We start from the raw sequence: 16414 nt of genomic DNA on the forward strand, positions 1-16414 counted from the left end.
TGGTTCAGAGCTTGACCACTCGCCCTCGCACCACACCCGCTCGCACCACACCCCACCTCCGAGCCGCGAGGAGAACCACCGCATGCCACCACGCGCCCGCAGGCCGCACGGACCACGCCGTCCGAGCCGGCCCCTCACCGCACTGGCCTCCGTACTCGCCCTGCCCGCCGCGCTGCTCGCCGTCGGACCACCACCCGCCCAGGCCGCCGCCGTGCAGTGCAGCGTCGACTACAAGACCAACGACTGGGGCTCGGGCTTCACCGCGGAACTCACCCTCACCAACCGCGCCACGACCGCACTCGACGGCTGGACCCTCAGCTACGCCTACAGCGGCGACCAGAAGCTGAGCAACGGCTGGAACGGCACCTGGACCCAGTCCGGGAAGACCGTCACGGTCACCAACGCCTCCTGGAACGGCACCGTGGCCGCCGGCGCCGCCGTCACGACCGGCGCCCAGTTCGCGTACACCGGCACCAACACGGCGCCGACCTCCTTCAGCGTCAACGGCACGCCCTGCACCGGTGCCCACCAGCCGCCGGTCACCGTCCTGACCAGTCCGGCGCCCGGCGCCGTCTACACCCAGGGCGACCCGGTCCCGCTCGCCGCCACCGCGGCCGCCGCCGACGGCGCCACCATCGGCAAGGTCGAGTTCTACAGCGACACGACCCTGCTCGGCACCGACACCACCGCGCCCTTCACGCTCGGCGTCACCGCCCTGCCCGCCGGCACCCACTCCCTCTACGCCAAGGCCTACGACTCCCTCGGCGCCACCGGCGAGTCCGCCCCGGTCGGCATCACCGTCGCCGCCGGACCCGCGCTCGTCGCGACCCCCGCCCAGCTCTCCGTACGCCAGGGCGCGACCGGCACCTTCGACCTGAAGCTCTCCACCCAGCCCAGCGCGAACGTCACCGTGAGCGTCGCCCGCACCTCGGGCGTCACCGGCCTCACGGCGAGCCCGGCCACGCTCACCTTCACCCCGGCGAACTGGAACACGGCCCAGAAGGTGACCGTCGCCGCCGCGCAGACCGGCACCGGCACCGCCGTGTTCACCGCCACCGCGCCCGGCCACACCAAGGCCGAGGTCACCGTCGCCCAGCTGGCCGCGAGCTCCACGTACGAGGCCCGCTTCCTCGACCTGTACGGGAAGATCACCAACCCCGCCAACGGCTACTTCTCACCCGAGGGAATCCCGTACCACTCCGTCGAGACCCTGATCGTCGAGGCCCCCGACCACGGGCACGAGACGACCTCGGAGGCGTACAGCTACCTCGTCTGGCTCCAGGCGATGTACGGGAAGGTCACCGGCGACTGGTCCAAGTTCAACGGCGCGTGGGACACCCTCGAGAAGTACATGATCCCCACCCACGCCGACCAGCCCACCAACTCCTCCTACACGCCCGGCAAGCCCGCCACCTACGCGCCCGAGTGGGACCTGCCGTCCCAGTACCCGGCGAGGCTCGACCCGGCCGTCACCGCCGGATCGGACCCGCTGGCCGCCGAGCTGAAGAGCGCGTACGGCACCGACGACGTCTACGGCATGCACTGGATCCAGGACGTCGACAACGTCTACGGCTTCGGCAACGAGCCCGGGAAGTGCTCCACCGGCCCGACGGCCACCGGACCCTCGTACGTCAACACCTTCCAGCGCGGCCCGCAGGAGTCCGTCTGGGAGACCGTCACCCACCCCACCTGCGACCGCTTCGCCTACGGCGGGACGAACGGCTTCCTCGACCTGTTCACCGGCGACAACTCCTATGCCAGGCAGTGGAAGTTCACCAACGCGCCGGACGCCGACGCCCGCGCCGTGCAGGCCGTGTACTGGGCCGACCTCTGGGCCAAGCAGCAGGGCAAGGGCGCGCAGGTCGCCACCACCGTCGGCAAGGCCGCCAAGATGGGCGACTACCTGCGCTACGCGATGTTCGACAAGTACTTCAAGAAGGCCGGCGACTGCGTCGGACCGACCGCCTGCCCGGCGGGCAGCGGCAAGAACAGCTCCCACTACCTGATGTCCTGGTACTACGCCTGGGGCGGCGCCACCGACACCTCCGCCGGCTGGGCCTGGCGGATCGGCTCCAGCCACGCCCACGGCGGCTACCAGAACCCGCTCGCCGCGTACGCGCTGAGCGCCTACGCCCCGCTGAAGCCCAAGTCGGCGACAGGCGCGGCGGACTGGGCGACCAGCCTCACCCGGCAGCTGGAGTTCTATCGCTGGCTCCAGTCCGACGAGGGCGCCATCGCGGGCGGCGCCACCAACAGCTGGCAGGGCCGCTACGCCACCCCGCCGGCCGGCACCCCGACCTTCCACGGCCTCTACTACGACGAGAAGCCCGTCTACCACGACCCGCCGTCCAACCAGTGGTTCGGCTTCCAGGCCTGGTCGATGGAACGCGTCGCCGAGTACTACCAGCAGACCGGGGACGCCCAGGCGAAGACCGTCCTCGACAAGTGGGTCTCGTGGGCGCTCTCCAAGACCACGATCAACCCCGACGGCACCTACCGGATCCCCGCCACCCTCCAGTGGAGCGGCGCACCCGACACCTGGAACGCGGCGAGCCCCGGCGCCAACAAGGGCCTCCACGTCACCGTCGCCGACTACACCGACGACGTCGGCGTCGCCGCCGCCTACGCCAAGACCCTGACCTACTACGCGGCCAAGTCCGGCCACGCCGAGGCGAAGCGGGTCGCCAAGGCCCTGCTCGACGGCATGTGGACCCACCACCAGGACCCCCTGGGCATCGCCGTCCCGGAGACCCGCGCCGACTACAACCGCTTCGACGACCCGGTGTACGTCCCGAGCGGCTGGACCGGCACCATGCCGAACGGCGACGCCGTGAACTCCTCGTCCACGTTCACCTCGATCCGCTCCTTCTACAAGAACGACCCGGCCTGGCCGAAGATCGAGGCCTATCTGGCGGGCGGCGCCGCGCCCGTCTTCACCTACCACCGGTTCTGGGCCCAGGCGGACATCGCCCTGGCCATGGGCTCGTACGCGGAACTGCTCGAATAATCCGCCGCCCCGCGAGGAGCATCCGCTCCGCGTACGATCGGGCCGGGCCGGCCCCCGGGAAGGGGGCCCGCCCGGCCGCACCACGTGTTCTTCGGCCGGCGAGCGGCGGGGAGGGACGGTGACGGGCGAGGGTTCCGACGGCCGTACGGCGGGAGGCGCCGGGGCGTGGAGTGACGACGCGGCGGAGTTCCGGGCCTTCTTCGAACGCCACTACGGCGAACTCGCCCGTCTCGCCCACGCGATGAGCGGCGACGCGGAGGCAGCCGACGATCTCGCCGCCGACGCCATGGCCGCCCTCTGGCACCGCTGGGACCGGGTACGCGGCGCCGACCGGCCCCTCGCCTACGCCCGCGGCGTCGTCGTCCACCTCGTCCGCAGCCGCATCCGCGGCGCCGTGCGCGAACGCCGCCGGATCGCGCTCTTCTGGGACCGGCGATCCGAGCGGGCCGAGGACCCGGACGTGCCGGCCGTCCTCGACGTGCGCAGCGCACTGCGCGCCCTGCCCTTCCGCAAGCGCGCCTGCGTCGTGCTGCGCCACGCCTTCGACCTCTCGGAGCGGGACACCGCGCTCGCCCTCGGGATCTCGGTGGGCACCGTCAAGAGCCAGACCTCGAAGGGCATGGCCGAACTCCAGCGAGCCCTGGGGCCACGGGCGGCCGCCGGGCCCGCGGTGCGCCGGTCCTGACGGACGGGCACGAGCGGGACCGGAGCCGGTGCCGCCGCGTCGGGGTCAGGAAGGCAGGTTGGGGTCGGGCTCGGTGGGGTTGTCCACGTAGAAGGGGTCCTTGCCCATCTCGTGGTTCACGATGGCCCGGCGGACGTTCTTGACGAAGCCGTTCCAGTACAGGTCCGCCTTGGGGCTGTCGGCGCTCGTCACACCGGCCGAGCTCCTGCGCGAGGCGCCGGTCGAGAAGTCGCCGAACATCGCCGCGCGCAGCGGCGTGGATATCTCCAGCTGGGCGCCGGCGCCGGTGCGCGTGCGGTTGACGATGTTGCGGGTGTCGTCACCGTTGATGGGATCGCCGGGGGCCGCGACGACCACGGTGACGGCCAGGTTGGTCGTGAAACCGGACGCGGTGAAGGCCTCGTACAGATTGCGCTTGAGCCGCTCGTCGCGCCCGCCGATGATGATCTTCTTCTCGAGGTCGGCGGAGAAGCCGTGGAGGGAGACGGCGTACAGGTTGCTGCTGCAGACGGCGACGGCGGCCGGGTCGTTGCAGTGGGTCGAGGTGACGTGCTGCGTCGACGAGCTCGCCAGGGCCTCGAACATCCAGAAGTCGCGCTGCGGCTCGCCCGGCTCCGCCGCGGCCGCCGGGTCGGTGTCGTAGTCGAACGGCTTGTAGCCGGCGACGGCCATGCAGAGCTCGCTGGTGCCCGCCTCGATGCCGCCGCCGTGCGGCGCGAGGATCGCCGTGCTGTTGAGGGGGACGCTCGCGTAGCGGCCGTTGTCCGTCACCGCGCCGCCGCCGATGCGGAACCGGCGCATCCAGTCGATGCCCTCCCTGTCCGCCTTGACGGTGTACAGCTTCATGTTGGAGCTGTGCGTGTCGGCCGCGGCGGCGGGCGTGGCGCCGTTGCCGACGACGGCGTTGAGCGTGGGGAGGCCGGCGGCCACGGCCGCCATGGAGGCGAGGACGGTGCGTCTGCTGGTGTGGGTCATGGAAGTGATCTTGCATGACGCGCCCCGTTCCTCACCAGGGGGTATCCCGGCACGTCACGGCCCCCTTACCGGAAGCCGTCGGTCCGCGTCGGACCGGCTCGGCACGGGCCCCTCGTCCTGCGCGCCGGCGACGAGCACGCGCGGAAATGCGGATGCCCTCGTCCCGCCGCGCCTTCTACCCTGCCGCCATGGACAGCGGACCCGCCCTTCTGAACGTCGTCGACGTGGAGGCCACCTGCTGGGACGGGCAGCCCCCGGCCGGCGCGGTGAGCGAGATCATCGAGATCGGTCTCACCGTCGTCGACCTCGCCACCCGCCGCCGCGTCTCCCGGCACGGGATCCTGGTGCGGCCGGCCCGCTCGGAGGTGAGCGCCTTCTGCACCGAGCTGACCGGGCTGACGCCCGCCCAGGTCGCCGGAGGCGTCGGCTTCGCCGAGGCCTGCCGGATCCTCGCCGACGAGCACGACGCCCGGCGGCGCCCCTGGGCGAGCTGGGGCGACTACGACCGCAGGCAGTTCGACCGGCAGTGCCGGGCCGCCGGGACGCCGTACCCGTTCGGCCGCCCGGCCGAGCGCGGTCACACCAACGCCAAGGCGGTGTTCACCGAGGCGTACGGGCTGCGCAGGCGACCCGGGATGGCGGGCGCCCTGAGGATCGCCGGCCTCCCGCTGGAGGGCCGTCACCACCGGGGCGAGGACGACGCCTGGAACATCGCCGCCCTCGTCCTCGACCTGGTGGACCGGCAGGCCTGGCCGCCCGCGGACCCGTCATGGGGTCCGCTCCCTGAGGGTGTCTAGCGGCCGGCCCGGCGCTTGTTCCAGACGTCGAAGCCGACCGCCGCGAGCAGCACCAGACCCTTGATGACCTGCTGGTAGTCGGTGCCGATGCCGACCAGGGACATGCCGTTGTTGAGGACGCCCAGGACGAGGCCGCCGATCACGGCGCCCGTCACCCGGCCGATGCCGCCGCTCATCGACGCGCCGCCGATGAACGCCGCGGCGATCGCCTCCAGTTCGAAGTTCAGACCGGCCTGCGGCGTGCCCGCGTTGAGCCGCGCCGCGTAGACGCAGCCCGCGAGTGCGGCGAGCACGCCCATGTTCACGAAGACCAGGAACGTGACCCGCCGGTCCTTCACCCCGGAGAGCATGGCCGCGGCCTTGTTCCCGCCGAGCGCGTAGACGTGGCGCCCGATCACCGCGTTGCGCATGACGTACCCGAGCGCCACGAGCAGCGCGCACATGACGAGCATGACCACGGGCACGCCGTGGAAGCTGGCGAGGGTGAGCGTGAACGCGACGACGGCCGCCGTCATCGCGGTGCACTTGAGCACCCACAGGCCGGTGGGCAGCGGCTCCGAGTCGTACTCCGCGCGGCGTCGGCGGTCGCGCACCTCGCGTACGAGGAGCAGCGCGACGGCGACGAGACCGAGCAGCAGTGTCGGGTTGTGGTACTGCGTGTAGGGGCCCATCTCGGGCAGGAAGCCCTTGGCGATGTTCTGGAAGCCGTCGGGGAACGGCGCCAGCGAGCGGCCCTCCAGGAAGATCTGGGTGAGTCCGCGGAAGAGCAGCATTCCGGCCAGCGTCACGATGAACGACGGGATGCCGAGATACGCGACGAAGTAGCCCTGCCAGGCGCCGGCCGCCGCACCCACCAGCAGGGAGAGCGCCAGGGCCAGGACCCAGGGCATGTCGTGCCGGACCATCATGACCGCGGCCAGGGCGCCGACGAACGCGGCGAGCGAGCCGACGGACAGGTCGATGTGACCGGCGACGATCACGATCATCATGCCCATGGCAAGAATGAGGATGTAGCTGTTCTGCTGAATCAGGTTGGAGACGTTGTTCGGCAGCAGCAGCGTCCCGTCGGTCCAGATCTGGAAGAGCACGACGAGGAAGGCGAGCGCGACGAGCATGCCGTACTGGCGCATGTTCGCCCGCACTCCCGCGAGCAGCAGCGCGCCCGAGGACGGGCGGTCCGGCCGGCCGGCGAGTGCGGCGTCCGGTGCGGAAGGGGTCGTGGTGGTCATGTCGGAGCCTCAGCTTCCGCTCGTGGTAGGGGTCGGGGGCGCGGTCCTGGCCGGGGGCGGGCTCGGGTCGCTCGGGGTCATGTGGCGCATCAGGGACTCCTGGGTGGCGTCGGCACGGGCGACCTCGGCGGTGAGCCGTCCCTCGGCCATCGTGTAGATCCGGTCGCACATCCCGAGGAGCTCCGGCAGTTCCGAGGAGATCAGGAGCACGCCCCGCCCCTCGGCCGCGAGCCGGTCGATCACCGTGTAGATCTCGTACTTGGCGCCGACGTCGACGCCCCGGGTCGGCTCGTCGAGGATCAGCACCCGCGGATCGGCGTGGATCCACCGGCCGAGGACGACCTTCTGCTGGTTGCCGCCCGACAGCCGGCCCACCTCCTCCAGGACGGTGGGCGTCCTGATGTTCAGGCCGGCGCGGTAGTCCTCGGCCACCCGCCGCTCCTGGTGCTCGTCGACCACACCGCGCCGCACCATCCGGCGCAGCGACGCCAGGGAGATGTTGCGGTGGACGGTGTCGACGAGGTTCAGCCCGTACCGCTTGCGGTCCTCGGTGACGTAGGCGAGGCCCGCCGCGATCGCGTCCGGGACGCTCGCGAGGCTCGTCTCCCGTCCGTCGACGGCCACCGAGCCGGCCACGTGATGCCCGTAGGAGCGCCCGAAGAGCGACATCGCGAGCTCCGTCCGGCCCGCTCCCATCAGTCCCGCGATGCCCACGATCTCGCCCTTGCCCACGGTCAGGGAGACGTCGTCGACGACGGTGCGCCGCCGGTCCGCGGGGTGGCGGACCGTCCAGCCGCGCACGCGCAGCGCCTCGCGGCCGGCGTCCTCGCCGTCGTAGGCGGTCCGCTCGGGGAAGCGCCGGTCGAGGGCCCGCCCCACCATGCCCTGGATGATGCGGTCCTCGGAGACGTCGGGCTCGGCGTCCGGCGTGGCGCGGACGGTCAGCGTCTCGACCGTGCGCCCGTCGCGGAGCACGGTCACGGTGTCGGCGACGCGCCGGATCTCGCCGAGCTTGTGGGAGATCAGCACGCAGGCGATGCCCTGGTCGCGCAGTTCCAGGACGAGTCCGAGCAGGGCCGCGCTGTCGGCGTCGTTGAGCGCGGCCGTCGGCTCGTCCAGGATGAGCAGCCTCACCTCCTTGGCGAGCGCCTTCGCGATCTCCACCAACTGCTGGCCGCCGACGCCCAGTTCCGACACGGGCGTGCGCGGGTGCTCGCGCAGTCCGACGCGCCGCATCAGCCGGGCCGCCTCCCGCAGGGTCGCCGGCCAGTCGACGACTCCGCGCCGGGAGCGCTCGTTCCCGAGGAAGATGTTCTCCGCGATCGACAGGTGCGGGACGAGCGCCAGCTCCTGATGGATGATCACGATGCCGTGGCGCTCGCCGTCCCGGATGTCCCGCAGGGCGAGGGGCTTGCCGTCGAAGCGGATCTCGCCCTCGTACGAACCGTGCGGGTGGACGCCGCTGAGCACCTTCATCAGCGTCGACTTGCCCGCGCCGTTCTCCCCGCACAGCGCGTGGATCTCGGAAGGCCGTACGGTCAGCCGTACGTCGCTGAGCGCGGTGACGCCCGGAAAGGTCTTGGTGATGCCGTGCATCTCGAGCACGGCCGGCCCGCTCACGAGAGCTGTCCTGCCGTGAAGTACCCCTCGCTCACGAGGAGTCGCGTGTTGGACTTGTCGATGCTGACCGGGTCGAGGAGGTACGCGGGTACGGTCTTCTTCCCGTTGTCGTAGTCCTTGACGTTGTTGACCTCGGGCTTGCGGCCGTTGAGGACCGCGTCGCCCATCGCCACGGCCCGGGCGGCGAGCTTCCGGGTGTCCTTGAACACGGTCTGGGTCTGCTCCCCGCGCATGATGGACTTCACCGAAGCGAGCTCGGCGTCCTGTCCCGTGACCACGGGCAGTGGATGGCCCGCCGTGCCGTAACCGGCGCTGCGCAGCGCGGAGATGATCCCGATCGAGATCCCGTCGTACGGCGAGAGGACCGCGTCGATGCTCTCCTCGCCGTAGTTCTTGCTGATGAGGTCGTCCATCCGCTTCTGCGCGGTGCCGCCGTCCCAGCGCAGCGTCGTCGCCTGGTTCATCCTGGTCTGCCCGCTGCGGACCACGAGCTGCCCGCTGTCGAGGTACGGCTGGAGCACCTTCATGGCGCCGTTCCAGAAGTAGCGGGTGTTGTTGTCGTCCGGGGAACCCGCGAACAGCTCGATGTCGTACGGCTTCCCGCCGGTCCTGCCGGGCGCGCCGAGCCTGAGGCGGTCGACGATGTACTGCGCCTGGAGCTCGCCGACCCTCTCGTTGTCGAAGGAGGCGTAGTAGTCGACGTTCCCGGTGCCCATGATGAGCCGGTCGTACGAGATCACGGGGATGCCCGCGTCGTGGGCCCGCTGGAGGACCTCGGTGAGCGCCGAGCCGTCGATCGCGGCGATCACCAGGAGCCGGCGGCCCTTGGTGATCATGTTCTCGATCTGGGCGATCTGGTTCTCGACCTTGTCGTCGCCGTACTGGAGATCGGTCTCGTAGCCGGCCTTCTGGAACTGCTTCGCCATGTTCTCGCCGTCGGCGATCCAGCGCTCGGACGCCTTCGTCGGCATGGCGAGCCCGATCGTGCCGCCCTTGCCCTTGTCGGGCTGGTAGCGGCTGCCGCCGCGGGCCTCCTGGCCGCATCCGGCGACGAGGGTGGTGAGCAGTGCGGCCGCCGCGGCGGCGCGCAGGGTGCGGGTGCGCATGGATCAGTTCCCTTCGGTCGCGGGGAAACGGCGGAGCTCGCCGGGCAGCCGGGAGCCGAGCGGGGACATGCCGGCGGCGGCGCCGTGCCGGGCCAGCAGATCGAGGACGAGACGCCCGCGCCGCACGCGCTCCCGCGCCGTGGCGAGGGTGTGCTCGCGCAGATGGGCGCCGTAGGGGTAGATCCCGGCCGAGCGGCTCAGACCGAACTTCAGGTAGAGCGGCGCTCCGCGGCGGATGAGCTCGGCGGTCTCGTACATGCGGACGTAGCCGCCGAGGTCGTCCGGCGCCTCCACATAGAGGTCCATGGGCGCGCGGCTGACCCGGCGGATCTCCGTCAGATGGGCGAGGGTCAGGTCGGAGGGCACGTTGAGCGAGTCGGCGCCGAGCCGCTCGTACACCGCGTACGAGGCGGGGTTGACCGGGCCGATCAGCGCGGACACCTTGAACGTGGTGTCGGCGGGCAGGGCGCCGGCCGCGCGCAGCCGGTGCAGGGTCCACAACACGCCCTCGTCGGCGACGAGCAGACAGCGGACCCCGAGCTCTGTGGCGCGCACGGCGTCCTCGACGCACCCCGCGAGCGCGTCGTGGCCGCGGGCCCTCAGACCCGCCCCGCCGGAGTCGGTCCGCGTCGCGGCGCCGATGTCCCAGGAACCGCGCGGCCCGGTGAACAGGCAGAGCTCGACGCCGCGTTCGGCGCAGGCGTCGGCCATCTCGGCGATCTCGGCGTCGGTGAGCATCCACACGCCGCTGCCCTGGCTGATGCGGTGCACGGGCACGTCGAGCCGGGTGCTCTCCTTCAGGACCTCGGCGAGCGCCTCGGGGCCCTCGACGGACGGGATCTCCGTCCGCCAGGTCCCGCCGTCGGGAAAGCTGTGCGGGGAGGCGTCGGCGGGCTCGGGGGCGGGCACGGGATGGCCGATCCGCGCCAGCGCGGCGGCGCCGGGGCGTCGGGGTGGTGCGGGCAGAGCGGTCACGGAAGTCCTCTGTCTCTCTGTTCGATATCTCGGACCTCGTTCGCGAACGAGGGTGTGGGCCGGTGAGAGGGTGCGCCCGGAGAGGGCGCACCCCGGACGCGGTGCGCCCCGTCAGGGACGCAGCAGCACCTTGCCGGTCCCCGGATCGCCACCGCCCACCAGGGCGAGGGCCTCCGCGAACCCTTCCAGCGGGAACTCGTGGCTGATCAGCGGCGCCGGATCGATCAGACCGAGGCCGAACGCGCGCACCGCCTCCGACCAGTCGGCCGAGGAGGCCCCGAAGACGCTGCGCACCTCCAGCTGACTGAGCGAGAGGTGGACGGGATCGATGCCGACCGCCCCCGGCGTGAACATCCCCGTGAGCACGACCCGGCCGCCCCTGCGGGCGAGCAGGCACGAGGACGCCGCCGTGGTCGGCGCGCCCGCCGTCTCCACCACCAGGTCGAAGCGGCCGTGGGCGGAGTGCTCCGCCTCCTTCGGGGTCAGCAGCTCGCCCGCCCCGTACCGCAGCGCCTGTTCGCCCCGTGCGGCCCGCGGCTCGACCACGGCCAGCACGGCGGGCGAGGACGCGGCGAGCAGCTGTACGGCGAGCAGGCCGAGGGTGCCGGCGCCGACCACCGCGACCCGCATCCCGGGGCGCGGCCGCCCGGCCCGTACCGCCGCCGCGACCACCGCCGCCGGTTCCAGCAGCGCGGCGGCACGCAGATCGGCCCCGTCGGGCAGGAGGTGGAGCAGCCGCGCGGGCACGACCACGTGGTCGGCGAAGGCGCCGGGCTCGGTGAACCCGGTCTCCGCGTAGCCGCCGGTGCACAGGCTGGTCTCGCCGCACCGGCACCGCTCGCAGCCGCCGCAGCTGCGGAAGCCCTCCGCGACGGCCTTGCGGCCGATCAGGGCGGGGTCGCCGCCGGTGCCCACGGCCTCGACGGTGCCCGACCACTCGTGGCCGGGCACCACCGGGTAGCGGACGTAGCCGCGGTCACGGTGGCCGTCGTACAGCTCGCGGTCGCTCAGGCAGATCCCGGCGGCGGCCACCCTCAGCCGCACCTCACCCGGCCCCGGCTCGGGCAACTCGCGCTCGACGAGCCGGTGTTCACCGGGTGCGGAGACGAGCACCGCCCGGCTCACGGGCCCCGCCGAGGTGCTCACTTGGGGGCCCTCCGCTCCCAGCCTTCGGCCCACAGGTCGAACCGGGCCCGCTGCTGCGGGAACTCGGCGGCGGCGTCCACGTCGAGCTCGACGCCGAGCCCGGGCGCGTGCGAGATCTCGAAGCAGCCCGTCTCCGGATCCACGCGGGGCGCCCCGCGCACGATCCCGGTGATCTCGGCGTCCGCGAAGTCGTTGAAGTGCTCCAGGATCTTGAAGTTCGGTGTGCAGGCGGCGAGTTGGAGCGATGCGGCGGTCAGCACCGAGCCGCCGACGTTGTGCGGGGCCACCATCACGTAGTGGGTCTCCGCCGTGGCGGCGAGCTTGCGGGTCTCCAGGATGCCGCCGATGTGCCCGAGGTCCGGCTGGATGACGTCCGCAGCCTGGGACTCGAACAGCTCGCGGAACTCGATCCGGTCGTGGATCCGCTCCCCGGTCGCGATCGGCAGGTCCACCTTGTCGGCGACCTTCTTCAGCGCCTTGAGGTTCTCCGGCGGCACCGGCTCCTCCAGCCAGGCCGGACGGAACGGGGCCAGCTCGTGCGCGAGCCGTACCGCCGTCGCGGGGGAGAAGCGCCCGTGCATCTCCAGCATCAGCTCGGTGTCCGGACCGATCGCGTCGCGGACCGCCTCGATGAGGGACACCGCGTACCGCGAGCGCTCGGCGTCCAGTTCGAGGTGGCCGTTGCCGAACGGGTCGATCTTCAGGGCCCGGTAGCCGCGCGCGACGACCTCCTGGGCCGCCTTGTGGTAGGCCTCCGGGGTGCGCTCGGTGGTGTACCAGCCGTTCGCGTACGCCTTGACGCGGTCCGTCACACTGCCGCCGAGCAGCTGCCACACCGGCACGCCCAGCGCCTTGCCCTTGATGTCCCAGCAGGCCATCTCCACCACGGCGATGCCCGACATCACGATCTCGCCCGCACGGCCGTAGTCGCCGTACTTCATCCGGCGGACCAGGTCCTCGACCGCGAACGGGTCGGAACCGGCGATGTGGTTGGCCTCCGCCTCGCGCAGATAGCCGAGGAGCGCGTCGGTGTGACCGAGCATGCGGGTCTCGCCGACGCCGGTCAGGCCCTCGTCGGTATGGACCAGGACGTAGGTGAGGTTCCGCCAGGGGGTTCCGACGACATGAGTGGTGATGCCCGTGATGCGCACGGCAGCTACTCTCCCAGGGTGATGTTCGAGATTTCGTCACACGTTCGAAATGGTGGCGTGACCGTATGCAGCTCTCCCCGGGGTGTCAATGGTTCGCGCGACCGTTGCCCGGTGAACCCTGGTCCGGCTAGCCTCAGTTCGTCATACCGGCCAATGGTCGGGATATCGAACGAACAGAGGGGGCGGGTGACGGTCATGGGACGTCTCGTACCTGCGGTGACCAGAGCTTTCGACATTCTCGAGCTCTTTCTGCACAGCGACGACACACTGTCCGCGCCCGAGATCACCCGGCGACTCGGGCTGCCGCGCACCACCACCCACGAACTGCTCACCACCCTGGCGGCCCGCCACTACCTCACCTCGGTCCCCGGGCAGCCGGGCCGCTACCGCCTCGGCGTCCGCACCCACCAGCTCGGCAGCCGCTACGCCGAACAGCTCGACCTCGCCGCCGAGGGGCGGCAGGTCGCCCACGAGATCGCCCAGACCTGCGACGAGACCGTCCACGTCGCCGTCCTGGAGGACCTGGACGTCATCTACATCGCCAAGGTCGACTCCACCCACGCCGTCCGCATGGTCTCCGCCGCCGGCCGGCGCCTGCCCGCCCACTGCACCTCCGTCGGCAAGATGCTGCTCGCCTCCCTGCCCGAGGCCGAGTTCGACGCGCGCGTCGACGGACGCGAGCTCGCCGCCATGACCCCGCGCAGCATCACCGACCCCGAGGCGCTGCGCGCCGAACTGGCCAGGATCCGCGCCCGCGGCGCCGCCACCGAACACCGCGAGTCCAACCCCGACGTCTCCTGCGTCGCCGCCCCCGTACGCGACGGCTCCGGGCAGGTCGTCGCCGCCCTGTCGATCTCCGTGCCCGTCATCCGCTGGAGCGAGGAGCGTGAGACCGAACTCGCCGAGCTCGCCGCCAAGGGCGCCGCCGACCTCTCCGTACGCCTCGGCCACCGCGGCGGGACGCGATGACCGTCGAGGTCGCCGTACGGGCGGACGACACCCTCGGCGAGGGCCCCACCTGGGACGCGGCGGGCTCGCGGCTCGTCTGGGTCGACATCCTCGGCGCACGCGTCCACGTCCACGACCCGGCCACCGGCAGCCACGACGTCACGCCCGTGGACCAGCACGTCGGCGCCGCGAAACCCCGCGCCGGCGGCGGACTCGTCGTCAACCTCAGGGACGGCGTCGGCCGCTACGACCCCGACGGCACCTTCTCCTGGCTGCACCACGACCCCGTGCCCGGACGCCGCGGCAACGACGCGGCCGTCGCCCCCGACGGCAGCCTGTGGGCCGGAAGCATGCGCTACGACGAGGCGGAAGGCGGCGGCAGCCTTCTCCGGATCGCCCCCGACGGCAGCGCCACGCCGCTCCTCGACCGGGTGACCGTCAGCAACGGCATCGGCTGGAGCCCCGCCGACCCCGGCCTCGCCTACTACGTCGACAGTCCCACCCGCCGCATCGACGCCCTCCGCGTCGAGGACGGCCGCGTCGTCGACCGCCGCCCCTTCGCGACCGTCGGACCCGGCGCGGGCATCCCCGACGGACTCACCGTGGACGCCGAGGGCTGCGTCTGGATCGCCCTGTGGGACGGCGGCAGCCTCCACCGGTACACGCCGGCCGGCGCACTGGAGCGGGTCGTCCCGCTGCCCGTGCGCCGGCCGACCGCCTGCGCCTTCGGCGGCCCGGGCCTGCGTGACCTGTACGTCACGACCGCCCGCACCGGTCTCGCCGACCCGGAACCGCTCGCCGGGTCCCTGCTCGTCCTGCCGGACATGGGGCAGGGACTGCCCGCGACGCCGTTCGCCGGCTGAACGCCCCCGTCGCGTCGATCGGTTCACCGTCGAGCCGATCGTCGTCGGCCCCGGCTCGGAAGGCGCTTGCGGCCTTGTGTCGCCTGGGCCGACTCAGCAGGAAGGTACGCGCGCCCGGCCGCGCGCCGCCGCCCCCGGCGGCGGACCGAACTCGAGCCGCACCGAGTCGTTGCGGGGGAGCACCAGGGCGACTCCGTCGGCCGGCGTCCAGCGCGTCGGGACCAGGACGTACTGGTTCCCCGACTGGAGGATCAGCGTGAGGCCGTCGTAGCGGTAGCCGTAGGCGGCGTCGTCGTCCTTGCCGCCCTTGGCGTCCTTGCACCGGGTCTCGCTGACACCGGGACCGCTGATGCTGAGGCTGTGCTCGCTGTAGACGATCGTCGTCGGGTAGTGCGGCAGCCCGGCCGTGAAGCGCTGGGCCCGCACCGTGCCGACGGACGCGGCGTAGTCGTTGGCGGCCCAGACGAGCCCCAGCATGACGAGCGTGAACACCACGGCCCACTCGGCGAGCACGGCCCACTCGGGGCGGGCGGGGGACGGCGGAGCGGGTTCTGGTGCGGGGTCGGGCGCGGGTGCCGTGGGACGGTCGCCGGGGGCGGCAGCGGTCGCGGGGGCGGGAGGCGCATCGGCCCCCTCGGCCGCCGAGGTGTTCGGCGCGGCGTCAGTCCCGTCGCCGTCGCCGTCGCCGTTACCGTCACCGTCGCCCTGGTCGTCGCCGTCGTCGGCGGGGGAAGGAGCGGGTTCCGGCTCCCGAGCGGCAGGCGGCTGCGGGGCAGGCGCCTCGGCGGCGTTCCGCCGCGCCAGATGCCGGGCGTACGCCAGCAGGGCCACCCCGGCGGAGAGGCTGAGCGGGGCCAGCGTGAGCACGCGGGACAGGAAGGTCACCTGGAACGTCGACCAGAGGCCGCCGGCCAGCAGGAGGAACCCGATCGCGGCGAGGGCGGCGGTGGCGCGGCGCCGCGCCACCGGCCCCATGAGGGGGCCGAGCCTGCGACGCCCGAGGTCGTACCCCCAGAAGACGGCCACGCCGAGCGTCGCGGCCACGGTCAGCGGCACCCACAGGGCGTCCAGGCTGCGCATGAGGTAGTCCGCCGTACTGAAGCCGAGGACGGTGGAGTTCACCCTGAAGTACGCGAAGAACCAGTACGCGTGGAAGTAGCCGAAGTAGTAGAGCAGGCCGGTGACGAGGCCCGTGGGCGCGGCGACCGCGCCGAGGAACGTGGCGAGGCGACCGGGGCCGGCGGCGCCTTCGTTCACGAGGAAGTCGCGGTGTCGGTGCCGGTCGGCTCCGTGGCGTCCGTCGGTTCCGCCGGGTCCGTCGGTTCGGCCGGGTCCGTCGACTCCGTGGTGCGGCCGGGGTCCGTGGTCCGGCCGGAGTCCGTGGGCTCGGGCTCATCCGTCGTCTCGTCGTCGCACACGCCGACTACGTACACCGTGGTGTCCTGCCCACGCCGCACCGTCGTTCCCGGCCTGGGCTCCAGGTGGTCGAATCCACACGGTCCTGCGGTCTCACGGCCGTCCGGCGTGCGGTTGACGCGCACGAGACGCACGCACACGGTGTGGTCAGGGCACTCCTCCTTGAACCGCTCCCGGAGAGCGGTCCAGTTGATGCGCCCCTCCTCCGAGGCGTCGTCGTGCAGACGGTCGGTCCTGCTCCACTCCGGAATCTTCAGCGGCCCCGGCCTGCCCCCGCCGTCCTTCCCGCCGCTGCCCCCTCCGGAACCACCGCCCTTGCCGGGCCCCGGCACTCCGCCGCCCTCGACGCCGCCGCTGGGGCCGGCGCCCTCGTCGCTGCCCGTGTCGTTGCAGGCCACCGCGGCCGACAGACACAGGAGCAGAGCAACACCCCAGCGGACAGCACCAGTTGGAAGCCGCATGTCGCGTCTCCGATCCCTCGGAAGAAGGCCAGACC

General features: G+C 72.3%; 14 protein-coding genes. 5 read left to right on the forward strand and 9 right to left on the reverse strand.

What is annotated here, in order from left to right:
• The first annotated feature begins 82 nt into the window (after window positions 1-82).
• Together ACFVGS_RS20855 and ACFVGS_RS20860 are read left to right on the forward strand one after the other, a co-directional pair.
• Complete coding sequence (locus ACFVGS_RS20855) at window positions 83-3007, forward strand: glycoside hydrolase family 48 protein (protein WP_384412797.1); 2925 nt, start codon at window positions 83-85, stop codon at window positions 3005-3007.
• A 118-nt stretch (window positions 3008-3125) separates the two neighbouring features.
• Window positions 3126-3692, forward strand: a complete 567-nt coding sequence (locus ACFVGS_RS20860; RefSeq protein ID WP_384412800.1) for a SigE family RNA polymerase sigma factor — start codon at window positions 3126-3128, stop codon at window positions 3690-3692.
• Window positions 3693-3737: 45 nt separating this feature from the next.
• Here ACFVGS_RS20860 and ACFVGS_RS20865 read toward each other — a convergent pair whose 3' ends face one another.
• Window positions 3738-4667, reverse strand: coding sequence for a poly-gamma-glutamate hydrolase family protein (locus tag ACFVGS_RS20865; protein WP_384412803.1), 930 nt, complete (start codon window positions 4665-4667; stop codon window positions 3738-3740).
• Window positions 4668-4855: 188 nt separating this feature from the next.
• Between ACFVGS_RS20865 and ACFVGS_RS20870 the strand changes: the two genes are divergently transcribed.
• Complete coding sequence (locus tag ACFVGS_RS20870) at window positions 4856-5464, forward strand: exonuclease domain-containing protein (protein WP_384412806.1); 609 nt, start codon at window positions 4856-4858, stop codon at window positions 5462-5464.
• Here the strand turns inward: ACFVGS_RS20870 and mmsB are convergent.
• From mmsB to ACFVGS_RS20900, 6 genes are all read right to left on the reverse strand, one after another.
• Window positions 5461-6693, reverse strand: a complete 1233-nt coding sequence (gene mmsB / locus ACFVGS_RS20875; RefSeq protein ID WP_385693292.1) for a multiple monosaccharide ABC transporter permease — start codon at window positions 6691-6693, stop codon at window positions 5461-5463. The two genes, ACFVGS_RS20870 and mmsB, sit on opposite strands and share 4 nt — an antisense overlap.
• 9 nt (window positions 6694-6702) lie before the next feature.
• Entirely contained in the window at window positions 6703-8289 is a 1587-nt protein-coding gene (gene mmsA / locus ACFVGS_RS20880; protein WP_385693353.1) for a multiple monosaccharide ABC transporter ATP-binding protein, read from the reverse strand.
• 20 nt (window positions 8290-8309) lie between these two features.
• Window positions 8310-9419 carry a multiple monosaccharide ABC transporter substrate-binding protein gene (chvE, locus tag ACFVGS_RS20885; RefSeq protein WP_384412812.1) on the reverse strand — a complete coding sequence of 370 codons (1110 nt, stop codon included), beginning with the start codon at window positions 9417-9419 and terminating at the stop codon, window positions 8310-8312.
• A gap of 3 nt (window positions 9420-9422) precedes the next feature.
• Complete coding sequence (locus ACFVGS_RS20890; RefSeq protein WP_385693293.1) at window positions 9423-10394, reverse strand: hypothetical protein; 972 nt, start codon at window positions 10392-10394, stop codon at window positions 9423-9425.
• Window positions 10395-10505: 111 nt separating this feature from the next.
• Window positions 10506-11540: a zinc-binding dehydrogenase gene (locus tag ACFVGS_RS20895; protein WP_385693294.1), complete on the reverse strand. Its 1035-nt coding sequence runs from the start codon at window positions 11538-11540 to the stop codon at window positions 10506-10508.
• On the reverse strand, window positions 11537-12691 hold the full coding sequence (locus tag ACFVGS_RS20900; protein WP_384412819.1) for a mandelate racemase/muconate lactonizing enzyme family protein: 1155 nt from the start codon (window positions 12689-12691) through the stop codon (window positions 11537-11539). The genes ACFVGS_RS20895 and ACFVGS_RS20900 overlap by 4 nt, the downstream gene beginning before the upstream one ends.
• Window positions 12692-12886: 195 nt before the next feature.
• Here ACFVGS_RS20900 and ACFVGS_RS20905 point away from each other — a divergent pair, with 195 nt between their 5' ends.
• Entirely contained in the window at window positions 12887-13660 is a 774-nt protein-coding gene (locus ACFVGS_RS20905) for an IclR family transcriptional regulator (protein ID WP_384412822.1), read from the forward strand.
• Window positions 13657-14502 carry an SMP-30/gluconolactonase/LRE family protein gene (locus tag ACFVGS_RS20910; RefSeq protein ID WP_385693295.1) on the forward strand — a complete coding sequence of 282 codons (846 nt, stop codon included), beginning with the start codon at window positions 13657-13659 and terminating at the stop codon, window positions 14500-14502. Before ACFVGS_RS20905 ends, ACFVGS_RS20910 begins: the two co-directional genes overlap by 4 nt.
• 93 nt (window positions 14503-14595) lie before the next feature.
• Here the strand turns inward: ACFVGS_RS20910 and ACFVGS_RS20915 are convergent, their stop codons facing one another.
• On the reverse strand, window positions 14596-15759 hold the full coding sequence (locus tag ACFVGS_RS20915) for a hypothetical protein (RefSeq protein ID WP_385693296.1): 1164 nt from the start codon (window positions 15757-15759) through the stop codon (window positions 14596-14598).
• Window positions 15756-16379 (reverse strand): hypothetical protein, encoded by a 624-nt coding sequence (locus tag ACFVGS_RS20920; protein WP_384412832.1) that lies wholly within the window; start codon window positions 16377-16379, stop codon window positions 15756-15758. Before ACFVGS_RS20920 ends, ACFVGS_RS20915 begins: the two co-directional genes overlap by 4 nt.
• Window positions 16380-16414 lie beyond the last annotated feature (35 nt).

The organism is Streptomyces sp. NPDC127114 (genome assembly GCF_042677525.1).
In the GTDB taxonomy this organism is placed as follows: Bacteria; Actinomycetota; Actinomycetes; order Streptomycetales; family Streptomycetaceae; genus Streptomyces.